Below are 14,887 nucleotides of genomic sequence, written 5' to 3'. Positions count from 1 at the left end.
TCTTTTGAAGTGGAGGATTATCGCTTACCCTCAAAGAATGTCTGCTGTGGCCAAAGCTCTTCTCGCAGGCGGTGCCGCAGTGGCGCTGATGCTTGGCCTTGCATCCCAATCCCTTGCAGTCGAACAGGTCGATGTCGAACTGGTGCTTGCCGTCGACGTTTCGCTGTCGATGTCGCCCGACGAACTCGAGATCCAGCGCCACGGCTATGCCGCCGCCCTGACGCATGAACGCGTACTTCAGGCCATCGCCGAGGGTGCCCATGGCAAGATCGCCGTCACCTATGTCGAATGGGCAGGATCGACCTCCCAGATCGTCATCGTGCCGTGGACGGTCATTGCCAATCGCGCCGATGCCGAGCGCGTCATACGCCAGCTCACGGCCAAGCCACCCAACAGCGCACGCCGGACCTCGATATCCAGCGCGCTCGAATTCGGCAGCGATCTTTTCGCCGAAAGCGCCTTTCGCGGCATGAAGCGGGTGATCGACATCTCGGGCGACGGGCCGAACAACCAGGGGCCGCCGGTCGACCTCATTCGTGACGGGGTGGTGGCCCAGGGGATCACCATCAACGGGCTGCCGCTGATGACCAATGGCGGCTTCGGCAATGCCTATGACGTCGAGGATCTCGATCGCTACTACGCCGATTGCGTCATTGGCGGGCCGGGCGCTTTCATGATCCCGGTCAACGAATGGTCGCAGTTCCCCGAAGCGATACGGCGCAAGCTGGTGATGGAACTGGCCGGGCCGGCTTCGCCGCAATGGGCCGCCGAAGAGGCTGCATACCCGCCCGTCGTGCTTGCCCAGGCGCGGCCGAGATACGATTGCCTGGTCGGCGAGAAGCTCTGGCGCGACCGCTCCTGGCTGTGGGACAGCCGCTAGAATCTCGAGTGTCGCCACACAAGCGTCAAGGTTGAGGGGCGGAACGTCCCCTGAACCACGGACGTTTGGGAGGATACTCGAATGGTGAAACGCCAAGCAGCAATTGCAGCCATCGCCTCGGTGTTGATGGTGGGCACCGCCAGCGCTCAAGACTATGAGGACGAAACGGCCTGCGAGATGTACGAGCACGTCTCGTTTCGCGGGCGCGTCCTGCCAATGGCGTCAGGGCAGTCCGTCAGTTTCCGCAACGGCCAATTCTGGAACGACAGGGTGTCCTCGGTGCGTGTTGCCCCGGGCTGTTCGCTCGTCGTCTACCAGCACACCCGGATGCGCGGCGCATCGCAGGAGTTTTTCCGCAATGTGCGTTCGGTCGGCGGCTGGAACGACCAGATATCGTCGGCCGAGTGCATCTGCGACGACCAAGGCTACGACGACTACCAGGACGGCGGTTACGACGACCAGTAGGCTCCGCTCACGCCGCGATCAGTTGCTTGCGGTCGAGGCGCTCCTGCTGCGGCGAGCGGGCATAGAGCTCGCGGTAGCATTTGGAGAAATGCGAGGCCGAGACGAAGCCGCAGGCGACTGCGACCTCGACCACCGGCATCGATGACTGGATCAACAGGTGCCGGGCACGGTCGAGCCTGATCTCGAGATAGTAGCGGGCAGGGGATCTGCCCATCTCTGTCCGGAACAGGCGTTCGATCTGCCGGCGCGACAGGCCGACATGGTCGGCGATCTCGATCAGCGACAGCGGCTCCGACAGGTTCGCCTCCATCAGTTCGATGATGGTCAGCACCTTGGAGTTCTGCACGCCGAGGCGCGCACGCAGCGGCAGGCGCTGGCGGTCGGTGGGGCTGCGCACGCGGTCGGTCAGCACCTGTTCGCAGATGCGGTTGACGAGATTGTCGTCGAAGTCGTCGCCGATCAGCTTCAGCATCATGTCGAGCGCGGCGGTGCCGCCGGCGCAGGTGTAGATGTTCTGGTCGACCTCGAAGAGGTCGGCATAGACATTGGCCTTGGGGAATGCCTCGGAGAAACCGGGCAGGTTTTCCCAATGGATGGCGCAGCGCTTGTTGGAGAGCAGGCCGGCATTGGCCAGGACATAGGCCCCGGTGCACAGGCCGCCGACGGCGACGCCGCGATTGTATTCCTCGCGCAGCCAGGCGAAGACCGACTTGTTGGTGTAGGTCTCGACATTGATGCCGGTGCAGACGATGACCATCGAGGGGCGCTCGGGCCCGGCCATCTTCTTGCGTTCCTCTTCGAGCGAGGTGTCGACGGCGCATTCGACGCTGTTGGAAGCGCGCACCGCCTTGCCGTCGATGCTGGCAAGCCGCCATTTGTAGGCTTCGTAGCCGAGCATGCGATTGGCGATGCGTAGCGGGTCGAGGGCGGTTGCAAAGGCAACCATGGTGAAATCGGGTACGAGAAAGAACACAAGCGATCGTTTGATCGGATGTCTGATGGCGTTCAAAGGAACCCTCACGCTGACCGGAAACGGCGCGAACCTGATGTCGCGAATAGCATAGCGACAACAGCAAATTCCTTTGCTGTCAATGGGGTTGGGGCTGTCGCTAAAATTAAATCTGCGACATGCATACCCCGCGTCGACTGATTTTCGGCAGTGTGGCGCTTGTGAGGCGACAAGCTACGAAAAAACCGCCGCTCCGGACTTTGGCCGGAGGGCGGTCAGGTCTCGATCCGCGGGAGGGAGCGGATCGGTTCGAATTCAGCCGACGAGCATGCCAAGGCGATTGGCGGCCAAGGCTCCGGTCTGGCCGGGCATGGTCTTTGCAAGGCGCTGGCGCTCGATCGCGGTCGAAAGCGTTGCGTTGCGGCTGATGCCGAACAGGCGGGCGAAAATCTTCATGACACGTCTCCATGCATCGAGGTTACACGGGGTGCCTTCGCGCTCTGGAGTGGGGCAGCTCGTTTGATGATGCGCATATAGGGCTTGGACTGGGCCCGGTATGCTGCAAAAGCGAAGCGGCGAGCGACAAAAGCGACATCGTTTCCGAAGGGTTCGAACTCAGGCGTCAACCGTCGGAAAATACTCAATCTTTACCGTGACTTGGGTCATTGGTTGGTGGCCATGCATACAGGTCGCATTTGGTGTGCAGCGATTGCATGGCTGGTCGGAAAGCGGCTGCGCTATCGGACCTGCCGATCCTGGTGCGGCAGGCCCACTTCAGTCGCGCTCAGTGCACCTGGCCGCTGTTGCCCCGACGATAGCCGGTTTCGGAATCGAAGGCCTCGGGCCAGCCGATGTCCTTCTGCAATTCGAGCGGAAGAGAGCGGACCGACCGTGCGGTGTGGTAGCGGGCGCGGGCTGCGTTGAATTCGCTGGCGATACGACCGATCGATGAAAGAATGGACATTGCGGTAACCTTTCCTCTTGGGCCGGTTCAAGGCCGGCTTTAGGTGCTCGCCCGGTGGGCACCGCTGCTTTTGACCGTCTCGCGCACACTTGCGCTTCTTCTTCCGGGCAATCTCGAAGCTGGGCTCATGTCCCATGCCTCGATGGAGTTGACTATCGCTCGAACATGAGGTTCAATCAAACGAAATGAAATGATGTTTTCGATCAGAAATATTGAAGGACGTCGGTCATGAACGCACCACTCAATCATCCTCTGCCACTGCTCGACCTTGATGTGCTGCGCACCTTCGTGGCGATCGCCGAAACCGGCAGCTTCACGACGGCCGCCAATGCGGTGTTCCGCACGCCGTCGGCCGTTTCGATGCAGATCAAGAAGCTTGAGGACATTCTCGGCCGCTCGGTGTTCCTCCGCGATGCCCGTTCGGTGGCGCTGACGACCGATGGCGAGATGCTGCTCGGCTATGCCCGTCGCATGCTGGCGATCAATCGCGAGGCGGTGTCGAAGTTCATCATCCCCGACATCGTCGGCGTGGTGCGGCTGGGTTCGCCAGACGATTTCGGCGAGCGCGTGCTGCCATTCGTGCTCAAGCGCTTCGCGCAGACGCATCCTGCGATCGCCGTCGACGTCATCATCGACCAGAGCAGCAATCTGCGCCGGCGCATGGACGACCGCGCACTCGACATCACGCTGCTCACCAACGCCTGCAAGGCCAATGCTTCCGGCGCCGAAGTGTTGCTGACCGAGCCGATCGTGTGGGCCGGCACCAAGGGCGGTTGCGCGCATATGCGCGAGCCGTTGCCGGTGTCGCTGTGGGAAGAGGGCTGTGCCTGGCGGGCAGGGGCGCTGGAGGCGCTGGGTCGCGAGGGACGCAACTATCGTGTCGCCTACATGAGCGCGCATACTGCAGGCCAGCGCGCGGCGATCCTTTCAGACCTTGCGGTTGCGCCGCTGCCGAAATCCTTCCTTGGTGAAGAACTCGTCGAACTCGGCCCCAAGGACGGCATGCCGGAGATCGGCAACTACAGCCTGGCGATGATCGTGGCGCCGGAAGCCAGCGCGCCGGTGAAGGCTGCCGCCGACCACATCCGCGCGGCATTCGAAACCTTCAATCTTACCGGCAAGTTTTGAAGTTCAGCGCCTGACCGATACCACGGCCCAGCGATAAACCTTCGCCATCGTTGACGGCGGTGGGTTCCAGTCGAGGTCGCGCTGGATCTCGGGTGGCAGCGCATTCATGATGCGTGCGGTCCTGCGCTCGCTGCGCGCCTGCTTGTAGCGGGCACCGAGGCGGCCGAGGTCGTCGAAAAGAGGCATGTGCCTGTCCGTCGATTTGCCTGGTGTTCTGAGGATCAGCCAGTGCGACGCGTCGCCATGAGCGCCCATTGCAAGCGCCGGTCGGCCGCGGCAGGCCGGCCGGCGCTGCGACTGCGGAAGGCCAGCAGGTGGACCTTTTCGGCGAAGGTCACGCGCAACGTGCTTTCCGCCCGTCGAAGGCGATCACGTTCGACATCGAAGCCAGCGGGCCGACCGGCCAGCCAAGCTCGATCTGGATGTCGAGCGGCAGCTTGTTCATCAGCAGTGCCACGCGACCATATTTGTGGAGCTGGCCTGCGGTGCCCGTGCCATGGCGAGAGGGCCCCTCGATCCAGCCGAGTTCGACCTGCAATTCGCGCGGCAGGCCGTTCATCATCTTTTCAACGCGCCCGTCGCGACGGGCATGCCTGAGCACGGCGCCAAATTGATGGAACTCACCGATGATGGACATGGAGCGTCTCCTGGAAACTACGGGTCGGCGGCGCTACGCGAGACTTGATACGCCTCCGACCGGGCAGAAGTCTATGTTCGCTTCTGTTTCACTTTGATATCGCGTAGACGCATTTCTGTTTCAGGATGGGAGGATTTTGAAACAGAATGCCGGACAGGCTCAACGTCGCGCCAAGAAGGCCGAATGGAGCGCCCTGATCTGCTCATCGCTCCCTGCCGGCCAGCCGATGTCCTTCTGGATCTCAGGCGGCAGGCTGTTCAGCCGGCGCAGCGACCTTGCTTCCCGCCGCGCCCTTCGGATGTCGGCTCCGTAGCGGCTTATCGAACCAATTATCGACATAGGTGTCTCCTTTTCATCGTGAGTGCCGATGCAGGGACGTCCGCAGGCGGCAATTGACGAGCGGAAACTAGTTCGTATTTGTTTCGAGTCGATTTCGTTTCAACGCAAGATTGTGCCGGAATGGTTGCGCAATGGAAACATGCCCGATACAGGCATGCTAACATAAAAGCGCTTCGGCGAGGCATCAAATCCCCGCCGAAGCCGCTGGCAACTGCAATGACAGTTCGCTTAGTCGCGGGCCCGGCGAGCCGCGCGTTCCTCGCGAGAACGGCGCCGCGGAGAGGCGTCCGCGGCCTCGCCTTCCGCACCGGCAGCTTTGCGCGGCGGCAGCTTGACCTGCTCGGCGAGCCGCGGGAACGGATCGACCTTGTTGGGCAGGGCCATGGCGTTGATGAACAACTGCTGGAAATGCGGTTCGAGGGCGGTCTCGATCTTCTCGATCTGGCCGACCTCCTTTTCGATCTCGCGGCGATGGTCGCGGTTGAGCAGCGCCATCAAGGCGCCGGTGCCAGCGGCGTTGCCGACTGCCTTGACCTCGTCGAGGACGCAGTCGGGGATCAGTCCAAGCACCATGGCATATTTCGGATCGATGAAGGAGCCGAAGGCGCCGGCGAAACGGATCGTGTCTACGGTCTTGATGCCCTGCTTTTCCATCAGCAGCTTCACGCCGGCATAAAGTGCTGCCTTGGCCAATTGAATGGCGCGGATATCGTTCTGCGTCACGGTGATGCGCGGTTCGCCCTGGCGGCCTTCGCGCAGCAGGTAGGAGAAGGTTCGGCCGTTCGGGATGATGCGCGGGCTTTTGGCTGCGAGCGTACCGTCGACGACGCCGTCCTCGGAGATGATACCGGACAGGTACATCTCGGCCACGACCTCGATGATGGCCGAGCCGCAGATGCCGGTGACGCCGGTGGTCCACGACTCTTCCTCGAAGCCCTCTTCGTCGGACCACTTGTCGGTGCCGATGACGCGGTATTTCGGTTCCAGCGTCTCGGGATCGATGCGCACGCGCTCGATGGCGCCGGGTGCCGCGCGCTGGCCGGACGAGATTTCGGCGCCTTCGAATGCCGGGCCGGTAGGCGAGGATGCGGCAACGACCCGGTTCCTGTTGCCAAGGATGATCTCGGCATTGGTGCCGACATCGACCAGCAGCATCATCTTGTCCTGGCGGTAGGGTCCTTCGGCGAGTGTCGCGCCGGCGGCGTCGGCGCCGACATGGCCGGCGATGCAGGGCAAGGTGTAAAGGCGTGCGCCGCGATTGACCTCGATGTCGATCTCATGCGCCCAGAACTGCAGCGCGCCCGAGACGGCGAGCGCGAACGGCGCCTGGCCGAGTTCGGTCGGGTCGATGCCGAGGAACAGGTGGTGCATGATCGGGTTGGCTACGAAGACGCAGTCGAAGATGTCCTCGCGGTTGGCCTGGCCCTCTTCGCAGACCTTGCCGATCAGCGAATTGACCGCCTCGCGCACGGCCTTGGTCATGGCCTCGCGGCCATCCGGGTTCATCATCACGTAGGAGACGCGGCTCATCAGATCCTCGCCGAAGCGGATCTGCGGGTTCGATGTGCCCGACGAAGCGGCAATGCGGCCTGACAGCAGCGACACCAGGTGCATGGCGATGGTGGTCGAGCCGATATCGCAGGCGATGCCGTAGGCCTCGTTCTTGAGGCCGGGGAAAAGGCCGATGATGAAAGGCCGCGACGAATCCATGTCGCGGTGAACCACGGCAGTCACGCCCCATTTGCCTTGAGTGACTTCCGGCTGGTCGGGCAGCTTGGTGCGCAGGATCTTCTGGACCTGGGGGATGAGGTGGGGCGCAACCAGCAGGTCTTTCCAGCCCCAATCCTTTTCGAGCGCCAGCTTGAGGCGGTCGAGGTCGCCTAGCGGCTTGTGCATGTCGGGCTCTTCCAACTCGACATAGCAGAGCTGGACGGCGGCATTGCGCTCGATGACGCGGTCGGTGGCCGCCTTGCGCACCACCTGGGCGTTGATGACCGTATCCTGCGGCACGTCGATGACGAGGTCGCCGACGATCATGGCCGAGCAGGACAGCCGGCGCCCCTCGGGCAGGCCGCGCACGCGCTCGTAGCGCTCTTCCTTCGGACCCTTTGGCGAGATGTGGTCGTTGGACGAGACGATCTTGTGCTTGGCGAAGTTGCCTTCCTGGACCTCGATCTGGCAGCGTCCGCAGGTGGCGCGTCCGCCGCACACGCTCTCGACATAGACGCCGAGCTGGCGTGCGGCATCCAGGATGGGCGTTCCCACCGGAAACCGTCCGCGCTTGCCCGATGGCATGAAGAGCACCAGCGGATCGGTGATGTTGGCGGGCGAGTTCATGGCAATGCTCCAATCTGCACCGGCCAGGCGATCGAGCTGTCCGCGATCCGCAAGCCGGCATCTTCTCCCCGCAGCCGGGGAGAAGACAAATTCCGAGACGCCGCGGCCTGTGGCTCCCCTGCAGCGGGAGCGCGACCAGGATCAAGTGCGGCGTTCCTGTTCACGATCGGCTGGTTACCCCCTGGCCATCCGGGCTTCACGGCCGCCGCGGCGGCGGCCACCGGCGGCGTCGCCTGGCGCATTGACCGCAACCGGTGCGGCCACCGCGTGTCCGCCTTCGGCCGGCTTGTAGTCCTTGTAGGTCTTGATCCAGTTGGTGCAGTGCTCGTCGGTGCCGTTGAGCACATTGGCGCCGCGGACCGCTTCCATTTCCTGCGGGCGCACCGGGTTCATGATCGCCGAAGTCATGCCGGCGCCGATGACCATCGGAATGAACGCGGCGTTGATGCCATGGCGGTGCGGCAGGCCGAACGAGATGTTGGACAGGCCGCAGGTGGTGTTGACCTTGAGCTCCTCACGCAGGCGGCGGAGCAGCGCAAAGACCTGGCGGCCGGCATCGCCGAGCGCGCCGATCGGCATGACCAGCGGGTCGACGACGACATCATGGGCGGGGATGCCAAAGTCGGCGCAACGCTCGACGATCTTCTTGGCGACCGCGAAGCGGACATCCGGATCCATCGAAATGCCGGTCTCGTCGTTGGAGATGGCAACGACGGGCACGTTGTATTTCTTGACCAGCGGCAGGATCGCCTCAAGCTTTTCTTCCTCGCCGGTGACGGAGTTGACCAGCGGGCGGCCCTTGGCGACCTTGAGCGCCGCTTCGATGGCTGCCGAAACCGAGCTGTCGATCGCCAGCGGCAGGTCGACGAGGTTCTGAACGATCTCCAACGTCTGCACCAGCAGGCCCGGTTCGGTCTCGTTCGGGTTGACCGACGTGACACCGGCGTTGATGTCGAGCATGGTCGCGCCGCAGGCAGCCTGCTCCAGCGCGTCCCTGATGACGGTCTCGAAATTGCCGGCGATCATCTCGGCGGCCAGCTTCTTGCGGCCGGTCGGGTTGATGCGTTCGCCGATCACGCAGAAGGGCTGGTCGAAACCGATGACGATTTCGCGGGTCGCCGAGGCGACGATGGTGCGGGTCATGAATCCTCTCCGTGGGATATAAAGATTTCTTTATATCGTTGTCTGTTTTCGTTCAAGCGCGTCGGTCGCGCCTGGCAGTCAGTGTGCGGTCTTCACCATGTCGACCTGCGATTCGGTAACGTCGTCATGCAGGAGGTGCTCAAGTCGGTCAGCGACCAGTTGGTCATCGGCGCGGGCTTCGCGTTTCCACGGCCGGCGGCCCTTCAGCACACCCGATTCATCCACGATCTCGGCAACGTACTCTTCCTGCCTGTAGGCCATCACATGGATGCCCGACACGCCGGCGATCTCCTTCACCTCGTTGATGATGTCGATGCAGATCTGCTTGCCTTCCTTCTTCTGGTCCTGGGCACCTTCCAGGCGAGCGATGATCGAGTCCGGGATATGGATGCCCGGCACGTTTGATCGAATCCACTTGGCGGTCTTGGCCGAAGCAAGCGGGCCCACGCCGACCAGGATGAAGCATTTTTCGTCGTAGCCGCGATCGCGCACCTGCTGCATGAAGGTGCGGAACATCGGCACGTCGAAGCAATATTGGCTCTGCACGAATTGCGCGCCCGCGGCGATCTTCTTGCCGAGGTGAACGGGCCTGAAGTCATAGGGCGGGGCGAAGGGGTTCACTGCCGCGCCGAGGAACAGCTGCGGCGGGGTCGTCAGCTTGCGGCCCGACAGGAACTTGCCGTTGTCGCGCATGATGCGGACGGTTTCGAGCAACGACATCGAGTCGAGGTCGAATACGGGCTTTGCGCCGGGCTGGTCGCCGGCCTGCACGCCGTCGCCGGTGAGGCAGAGGATGTTGGCGACGCCCATGGCGGCCGCGCCCAGCACGTCGCCCTGGATGGCAATGCGGTTCTTGTCGCGGCAGGCGATCTGCATGATCGGTGCGTAACCCATGCGGGTCAGCAGGGCGCAGATGCCGACGGACGACATGTGGCAGTTGGCACCCGACGCGTCTACCGCATTGATGCCGTCGACCCAGCCGTCAAAAATCCTGGCACGGTTGTAGACGTCTTCGGGGTCGGCGCTGTCGGGCGGGTTCAACTCGGTGGTGACGGCGAACTCGCCCCGGCGCAGCACGCGCTCCAGGCGGCCGCGCGACGAATGGCCGGGCAGGCGATCAAGCGGCAGGTCGATGCCGTCGGGGTGCTCGTCGGGCTGGCGCGGGCGCGGCGGGTTCATGCGACTTCCTTGCTGGCGGTTTCACGCGTGGCTGCCGCTTGCGCCGTAACCCGGAGCCAGGCCGAGGTTTCGCGCAGCGACTGGTCGACCGGTTTCTGGACGTTGAGGATGGCGTCGCCCTTGACCATGTTGCGCGAACCTTCCCAGGCCTTGACCCAGACGCAGGGCATGTCGGGCTCGACCTCGCAATTGCCGTTGGCGCGCACACCGCCACAAGGGCCGTTGCGCAGTTGCTTGGGGCAGTTCATCGGGCACGACATGCCGGTCGACGACAGCACGCACTGGCCGCACATGCGGCAGTCGAACATCAGGCCTTTGACCCGCTTCTCGACAAACTTGATCGGAGCCTCGACGCGGCCATAGCCGATCTTCTTCCACAACGGGTGGAGCAACAGGAACATGTCGGCGAAGCGGCTGTAGAACCATTCGAGCAGGCGCGAATGGCGGATCGACCAAAGCCTTATCGTGTAGCTGCGCTGGACGCGGCGCTGCGGCGACACATCGGCCGGCTTGTAATCGCTCTTGGGCGCGGCCTTCTTGACCAAAGTCGCCTGGGTTACTGTCGGCTGGGTATCAACCATCGTCCTTGCCGCCTGCCTTGACGAGAGCGACCAGCCGCTCGCGTGTGAAATTCGCATCGATCTCGGCCATCGCCTTGTCGGCTTCCGCTTCGAGGTCGTCGCTGACCGGAACCGGATCGGCCTTGCGCCACTCTGCCAGATAAGCGTCGGTGTCGCCGGCACCCGTGCGCATGGCGCACATGTCGATCGCTTCGGTGAACCGCAGCGGCAATTCGCGCTTGGCGTTCTGCCGGCCCTTCTTGACGATGACCTGGGCAGGGATGTCGCGCCAGTAGACGATGATCAGGTCGGCCATTTCGATCTCGCTTTCAGTGACGTTGAGCTTTGCCGCAACCACGGGGGTGCTGCTTGTTATGGGACGACGCGCGCGCATTCAAAAGCGACGCGGCGTCGTGCCGTAATAGATACAGGTGGGATAGTTGCTTTGGCGCTACCAGACGCCGCGGCGGATGCCGGTCCAAAGGTAGCCCCAGACGGTCGGGTGGTACCATTGCCTGGAGGGCAGGCCGGTGTCGATCGGCGCAAGAGTTCCGCTCAAGGCATCTTCGATGGCCTTGGCGCAAATGTTGCGGGAGAACGCGGCCTGGCGCATGGCGTAGCTGGCGATGGTGTCGCCTTTTCCAGGTGTCCCCCGGGACTGGTAGAGCACTGCACCGGTGTCGACCCCGGCATCGACCAGATGCACGGTCGAGCCGAAATTCTCGCGATCGCCCGTGGCAAGCGCCCAGTATCCGCCATTCATGCCGCGATATTTCGGGTTTATGCCGGAATGGTAATTGACCACCGGGCAGGGGATGCCTGCGAGGGTGCTTGCCGAAAGCAGCCTGCAGCCGGCGAGGAACACCACCGCCGGCTCGAGCCGGCGTGCCGTCTCGACCAGTTCGGCGCCGTCGGCAGATGAAACCGATACGATTTCCTGGCCGGCGCGCGGCCTGGTTTCGAGTTTCTCTTCGGCAATGATGCGTTCGATGCTGCCGTTGAGGAGCCTTTTTCCGATGCGGATCAGGACCATGGTGCCCAATTGGCCGATGACGGAGAACCAGCCGAGCTTCCTGGCCCGGCGGATCAGCAGTTCACGCTTCGAGTAGGGCGTTTCGAGAACGACGGTGAATGGCCCGAGGCGGTCGGTCAAACTGTTGATGATAGCCCAGATATGTTCGCCGCCTTCGGTGACGAAGACGATAGGCCCGCGACCCATTCAAAGCTACCCCAGCCAGGCAATGAAGGCATGCGTGGCAAAGCCGGCGCCGCCCACCACGACACCGACAACCGCCAGCGAGGCTACGCCAACGGCACTGCCTACGGCAAAGAGAATGCCGTCGCGCTCCGACAGCGCCAGTCCGAGGAGGGCCGTGGCAAATGCCGGCAGCCAATTGCCGAGCGGGATCGGTAGCGTGATCGACACCGACAGAATGAGTGCAATGATGCCGATCACCCGGTCGCCCTGCTTGCGCCAGAACGGCCAGTAGCGCGGTCGCACGACCTCTTCGAGGCGGATCAACCTGGGAATGACCCAGTCGGTGACGGTGCGGAACTGGTCGGCCGAAAGCGAGCGCCGCGTGATGAAGTTCGGCAGCCAGGCGCGGTTGCTGCCAAAGGCCATCTGTGCCGCCACGATGAGCAATGGCAGGCCGAGCACAGCCGAGGCGCCTGGCGGCAGGGGCAGGAGATTGAACGCGGCGAACAGAACCAGGAGCGGCGCGAAGCTGCGCTTGCCCAATGTGTCCCTGATGTCGCCGATCGAGATGTTGCCGTTGGCGTCGCGGGCGAGTTGGGCAAAGATCGCGGAGAGCCTGCGTCCGCGACGCCGCTGCGGCGCACCAGCGATTTCGCCCGCGTCAGATTCGTCGTTTTGCCTATTCATGCAGTCTTCAGCCCACTTGCGGCAGCATCTTCATGCGCCGATCCCCATCGCAGTGTGCGACGGCTAGGTTAATCCTTGATGACACCGGAAGGCTGCATGTGATGCCGCGCCGCCCCGAATGCAATGTCAGCGCCGGAATTCGATGATGTCCAGCTTGGATTCGTATCTCGGCGCCGGAAACTCGATGCGCCATTCCGTCGGGCCCGAGCGGAAAGCATAGCCGACCTGGTCCGTTTCCGGGCCGCTGGCATAGGCTTTCGGACTATCGCCGGCGATAAAGCCCGAGCCGAGATAGATCGAACGCTTCTCGCCGTCATCGTAGAAGCGGCCCTTGGTGCGCTGCGAGCCGCTCAGCTTTTCCAGCTGCCAGCCCGAGCCATCGTCGCTGACCCTGCACTTGAACCAGCCGTAGATCACGAGTGGCACGTCGCCACCGGCCTTGATGGTGCGGCACTGCCAGTTGCCGGCCATGTCGAAATCGGGAACGGACAGCAGCGGTTTGGCGAGCATCTGGTCGAGCACGGCCACATCTGCCGGCGCGCCGGTCTTGGCGCCCTGCAATGCCTCTTTCCGGGTGTCGTCGTATTTTTCGAGCCGCGCCTTGTCGGCGGGCGTCATCAGCTTCTGCACTACGCCGTCAGCATGGGCAAAGCCGGCGGACGCCGTGAGAACGGCAGCGAGCATCAGTTTGCGATAAGCCATGAAAACCCTTCCCCTTGTGGCTGAACCTCAAGGGAGGAATCAGGCGCTTTAATGATCTGCCGCGGCTGACACAGCGTTGGCAAGAGCCTGGGGCAGATCGCCATAACCGGTGGCGCGCCGCTCGTAGACGAGTCCCAGCATCTTGGCTGCGTCTTCAGCCACCTTGTCGAGCGCCGGGTCATCGGTCTGGGCGAGGTAGATCAGCTTCTCGTAGTTGCCGAAGTAGTCGGTTACCAGTTCCGGGTGCCGGTCGAGCCCGAGCGGCTTGATGAAGAAGGCGTCGAACTGCCGGCACAGGAAGTCGGTCATGTAGAACGACATCATGTCGGCGTCGCCGACTTTGGCGTAGGCTTCAGCGCCCTGGTAGAAGGCAAAGCAGTGCGGGCCAGCGATGCGCTCGACGCCATGCTTTTCGCAGACCCGGTCGAGCAGCCCGCCCGTGCCGCAATCGGCGTAGCCGACATAGATGTGCCGGTAGCCTTCCGCCTTGGCTTCGGTGATCGCCTTGTCCATGGCCGGTGCGATGCGGTCGGGGCGAAAATGGAAGTCGGCCGGCAGGCAGGTCAGTTCGAGATGATCGAGCCCCAGCCGCTCCTTGACCGCCAACACCTCGCGCGCAATCATGCCGCAGCCTATGACCAGCAGCCTGTCCTCGATTTCGGGTTTCGTTTTTTGCTTTGTGGCCATGGAACCAGTCGAAGCGGCCTTCGTTGCGTTAGGGCGAATTTATAGAGAGAGGGAATCCAGTCCATGAAACTGTCACGTCTGGCACCGGTCGCCATCATCGCCTGCGCGCTCGCGCTGGCCTCTTGCGCCAACACCATTCGCGGCGTCGGCAAGGACGTCAAGGGGACGGCAAACGCCATCGAGGACACAGTCCAATAAGGGACTGAATCCCGTCAATCTCATTCACATCGGCACGAAGAGGCCGCACCGCAAGGTGCGGCCTTGCTGCATCAAGCGGAAGCGAGCAAATTGTGCTTGCGCTTCATGTAGTCCTTGGCTGTCTCGACGGCCACCGCCGCGTCGCGGCAGTAGGCATCGGCACCGACGGCCTTGCCGAATTCCTCGTTGAGCGGGGCGCCGCCGACGAGCACGACGAAGTCGTCGCGGATGCCCTTTTCCTTCATCGTGTCGATGACGACCTTCATGTAGGGCATGGTCGTGGTCAAAAGCGCCGACATGCCGATGATGTCGGGCTGATGTTCCTCGATGGCGTTGAGATAGTTCTCGACCGGGTTGTTGATGCCGAGGTCGATGACGTCGAAGCCGGCGCCTTCCATCATCATGCCGACAAGGTTCTTGCCGATGTCGTGGATGTCACCCTTGACCGTGCCGATGACCATCTTGCCTTGCTTGGGGGCGCCAGTGGCGGCGAGCAGCGGGCGCAGGATGAACATGCCGGCCTTCATGGCGTTTGCCGAAAGCAGCACCTCGGGAACGAACAGGATGCCGTCGCGGAAATCCTCGCCGACGATGCGCATGCCTTCAACGAGCGCCTCGGTGAGCACCTTATAGGGCACCCAACCGCGTTCGAGCAGGATGTTGGTGCCTTCCTCGATCTCTTCCTTGAGCCCGTCATAGAGATCGTCGTGCATCTGTTGCACGAGCTCGTCGTCGGAAAGCTCGGACAGGATGATTTCGTCGTCGGACATGTCAGGAGGCTCCCTCGGGGCGGCGCCAAATTGCGGCGGGCGGCTACTGCGCTAATACGTAGCT

General features: G+C 62.9%; 19 protein-coding genes. 4 read left to right on the top strand and 15 right to left on the bottom strand.

From position 1 onward, the window contains the following. Window positions 1-37: 37 nt before the first annotated feature. Both WHT83_RS18935 and WHT83_RS18930 read left to right on the top strand, forming a co-directional pair. Entirely contained in the window at window positions 38-880 is an 843-nt protein-coding gene (locus WHT83_RS18935) for a DUF1194 domain-containing protein (protein ID WP_108607784.1), read from the top strand. Between the two features lie 81 nt (window positions 881-961). Further along, on the top strand, window positions 962-1,345 hold the full coding sequence (locus tag WHT83_RS18930; protein ID WP_406872051.1) for a beta/gamma crystallin domain-containing protein: 384 nt from the start codon (window positions 962-964) through the stop codon (window positions 1,343-1,345). Window positions 1,346-1,352: 7 nt separating this feature from the next. On the opposite strand, the gene WHT83_RS18925 is transcribed toward WHT83_RS18930, so the two are convergent. From WHT83_RS18925 to WHT83_RS18915, 3 genes are all read right to left on the bottom strand, one after another. Continuing rightward, window positions 1,353-2,291 (bottom strand): GlxA family transcriptional regulator, encoded by a 939-nt coding sequence (locus WHT83_RS18925; protein WP_377864515.1) that lies wholly within the window; start codon window positions 2,289-2,291, stop codon window positions 1,353-1,355. Window positions 2,292-2,609: 318 nt separating this feature from the next. Next, the gene (locus tag WHT83_RS18920) at window positions 2,610-2,750 is read right to left on the bottom strand and encodes a hypothetical protein (protein ID WP_183260583.1); all 141 of its coding nucleotides are present in this window, start codon (window positions 2,748-2,750) and stop codon (window positions 2,610-2,612) included. 328 nt (window positions 2,751-3,078) lie between these two features. Further along, window positions 3,079-3,258, bottom strand: a complete 180-nt coding sequence (locus tag WHT83_RS18915) for a hypothetical protein (RefSeq protein ID WP_108607785.1) — start codon at window positions 3,256-3,258, stop codon at window positions 3,079-3,081. 228 nt (window positions 3,259-3,486) lie between these two features. On the opposite strand from WHT83_RS18915, the gene WHT83_RS18910 reads away from it, so the two are divergent. Next, window positions 3,487-4,386: a LysR substrate-binding domain-containing protein gene (locus tag WHT83_RS18910; RefSeq protein ID WP_318761357.1), complete on the top strand. Its 900-nt coding sequence runs from the start codon at window positions 3,487-3,489 to the stop codon at window positions 4,384-4,386. Window positions 4,387-4,389: 3 nt separating this feature from the next. On the opposite strand, the gene WHT83_RS18905 is transcribed toward WHT83_RS18910, so the two are convergent. The 11 genes from WHT83_RS18905 to WHT83_RS18855 form a co-directional block, all read right to left on the bottom strand. Then, window positions 4,390-4,572: a hypothetical protein gene (locus WHT83_RS18905; protein WP_183260585.1), complete on the bottom strand. Its 183-nt coding sequence runs from the start codon at window positions 4,570-4,572 to the stop codon at window positions 4,390-4,392. Window positions 4,573-4,720: 148 nt separating this feature from the next. Continuing rightward, window positions 4,721-5,023, bottom strand: a complete 303-nt coding sequence (locus WHT83_RS18900) for a hypothetical protein (RefSeq protein ID WP_055969212.1) — start codon at window positions 5,021-5,023, stop codon at window positions 4,721-4,723. A gap of 567 nt (window positions 5,024-5,590) precedes the next feature. Further along, window positions 5,591-7,699: an ASKHA domain-containing protein gene (locus WHT83_RS18895; RefSeq protein WP_406872050.1), complete on the bottom strand. Its 2,109-nt coding sequence runs from the start codon at window positions 7,697-7,699 to the stop codon at window positions 5,591-5,593. Between the two features lie 174 nt (window positions 7,700-7,873). Further along, the gene (locus tag WHT83_RS18890) at window positions 7,874-8,842 is read right to left on the bottom strand and encodes a methyltetrahydrofolate cobalamin methyltransferase (RefSeq protein ID WP_108607791.1); all 969 of its coding nucleotides are present in this window, start codon (window positions 8,840-8,842) and stop codon (window positions 7,874-7,876) included. A gap of 78 nt (window positions 8,843-8,920) precedes the next feature. Further along, window positions 8,921-10,021, bottom strand: a complete 1,101-nt coding sequence (locus WHT83_RS18885) for a methylenetetrahydrofolate reductase (protein ID WP_108607792.1) — start codon at window positions 10,019-10,021, stop codon at window positions 8,921-8,923. Continuing rightward, window positions 10,018-10,602, bottom strand: coding sequence for a methylenetetrahydrofolate reductase C-terminal domain-containing protein (locus WHT83_RS18880; RefSeq protein ID WP_108607793.1), 585 nt, complete (start codon window positions 10,600-10,602; stop codon window positions 10,018-10,020). The genes WHT83_RS18885 and WHT83_RS18880 overlap by 4 nt, the downstream gene beginning before the upstream one ends. Continuing rightward, window positions 10,595-10,897 carry a virulence factor gene (locus tag WHT83_RS18875; RefSeq protein ID WP_108609854.1) on the bottom strand — a complete coding sequence of 101 codons (303 nt, stop codon included), beginning with the start codon at window positions 10,895-10,897 and terminating at the stop codon, window positions 10,595-10,597. Before WHT83_RS18875 ends, WHT83_RS18880 begins: the two co-directional genes overlap by 8 nt. A 135-nt stretch (window positions 10,898-11,032) precedes the next feature. Further along, entirely contained in the window at window positions 11,033-11,800 is a 768-nt protein-coding gene (locus tag WHT83_RS18870) for a formyl transferase (RefSeq protein WP_406872049.1), read from the bottom strand. Between the two features lie 6 nt (window positions 11,801-11,806). Then, complete coding sequence (locus tag WHT83_RS18865) at window positions 11,807-12,466, bottom strand: exopolysaccharide biosynthesis protein (protein WP_406872048.1); 660 nt, start codon at window positions 12,464-12,466, stop codon at window positions 11,807-11,809. Between the two features lie 126 nt (window positions 12,467-12,592). Continuing rightward, window positions 12,593-13,168, bottom strand: a complete 576-nt coding sequence (locus WHT83_RS18860; RefSeq protein ID WP_108607796.1) for a DUF4893 domain-containing protein — start codon at window positions 13,166-13,168, stop codon at window positions 12,593-12,595. A gap of 48 nt (window positions 13,169-13,216) precedes the next feature. Beyond that, window positions 13,217-13,855 (bottom strand): DUF1638 domain-containing protein, encoded by a 639-nt coding sequence (locus tag WHT83_RS18855; RefSeq protein ID WP_108607797.1) that lies wholly within the window; start codon window positions 13,853-13,855, stop codon window positions 13,217-13,219. Between the two features lie 63 nt (window positions 13,856-13,918). Between WHT83_RS18855 and WHT83_RS18850 the strand changes: the two genes are divergently transcribed. Then, on the top strand, window positions 13,919-14,053 hold the full coding sequence (locus WHT83_RS18850) for an entericidin A/B family lipoprotein (protein ID WP_082496334.1): 135 nt from the start codon (window positions 13,919-13,921) through the stop codon (window positions 14,051-14,053). Window positions 14,054-14,124: 71 nt separating this feature from the next. Here the strand turns inward: WHT83_RS18850 and WHT83_RS18845 are convergent, their stop codons facing one another. Next, window positions 14,125-14,823, bottom strand: coding sequence for a B12-binding domain-containing protein (locus tag WHT83_RS18845; protein WP_108607798.1), 699 nt, complete (start codon window positions 14,821-14,823; stop codon window positions 14,125-14,127). Window positions 14,824-14,887: the final 64 nt, after the last annotated feature.

This window comes from Aminobacter sp. P9b, from assembly GCF_045345995.1.
Taxonomy (GTDB): domain Bacteria; phylum Pseudomonadota; class Alphaproteobacteria; order Rhizobiales; family Rhizobiaceae; genus Aminobacter; species Aminobacter niigataensis.
The sequence above is the reverse complement of the archived record's forward strand: the minus strand, read 5'-3'. Positions and strand labels throughout refer to the sequence as shown.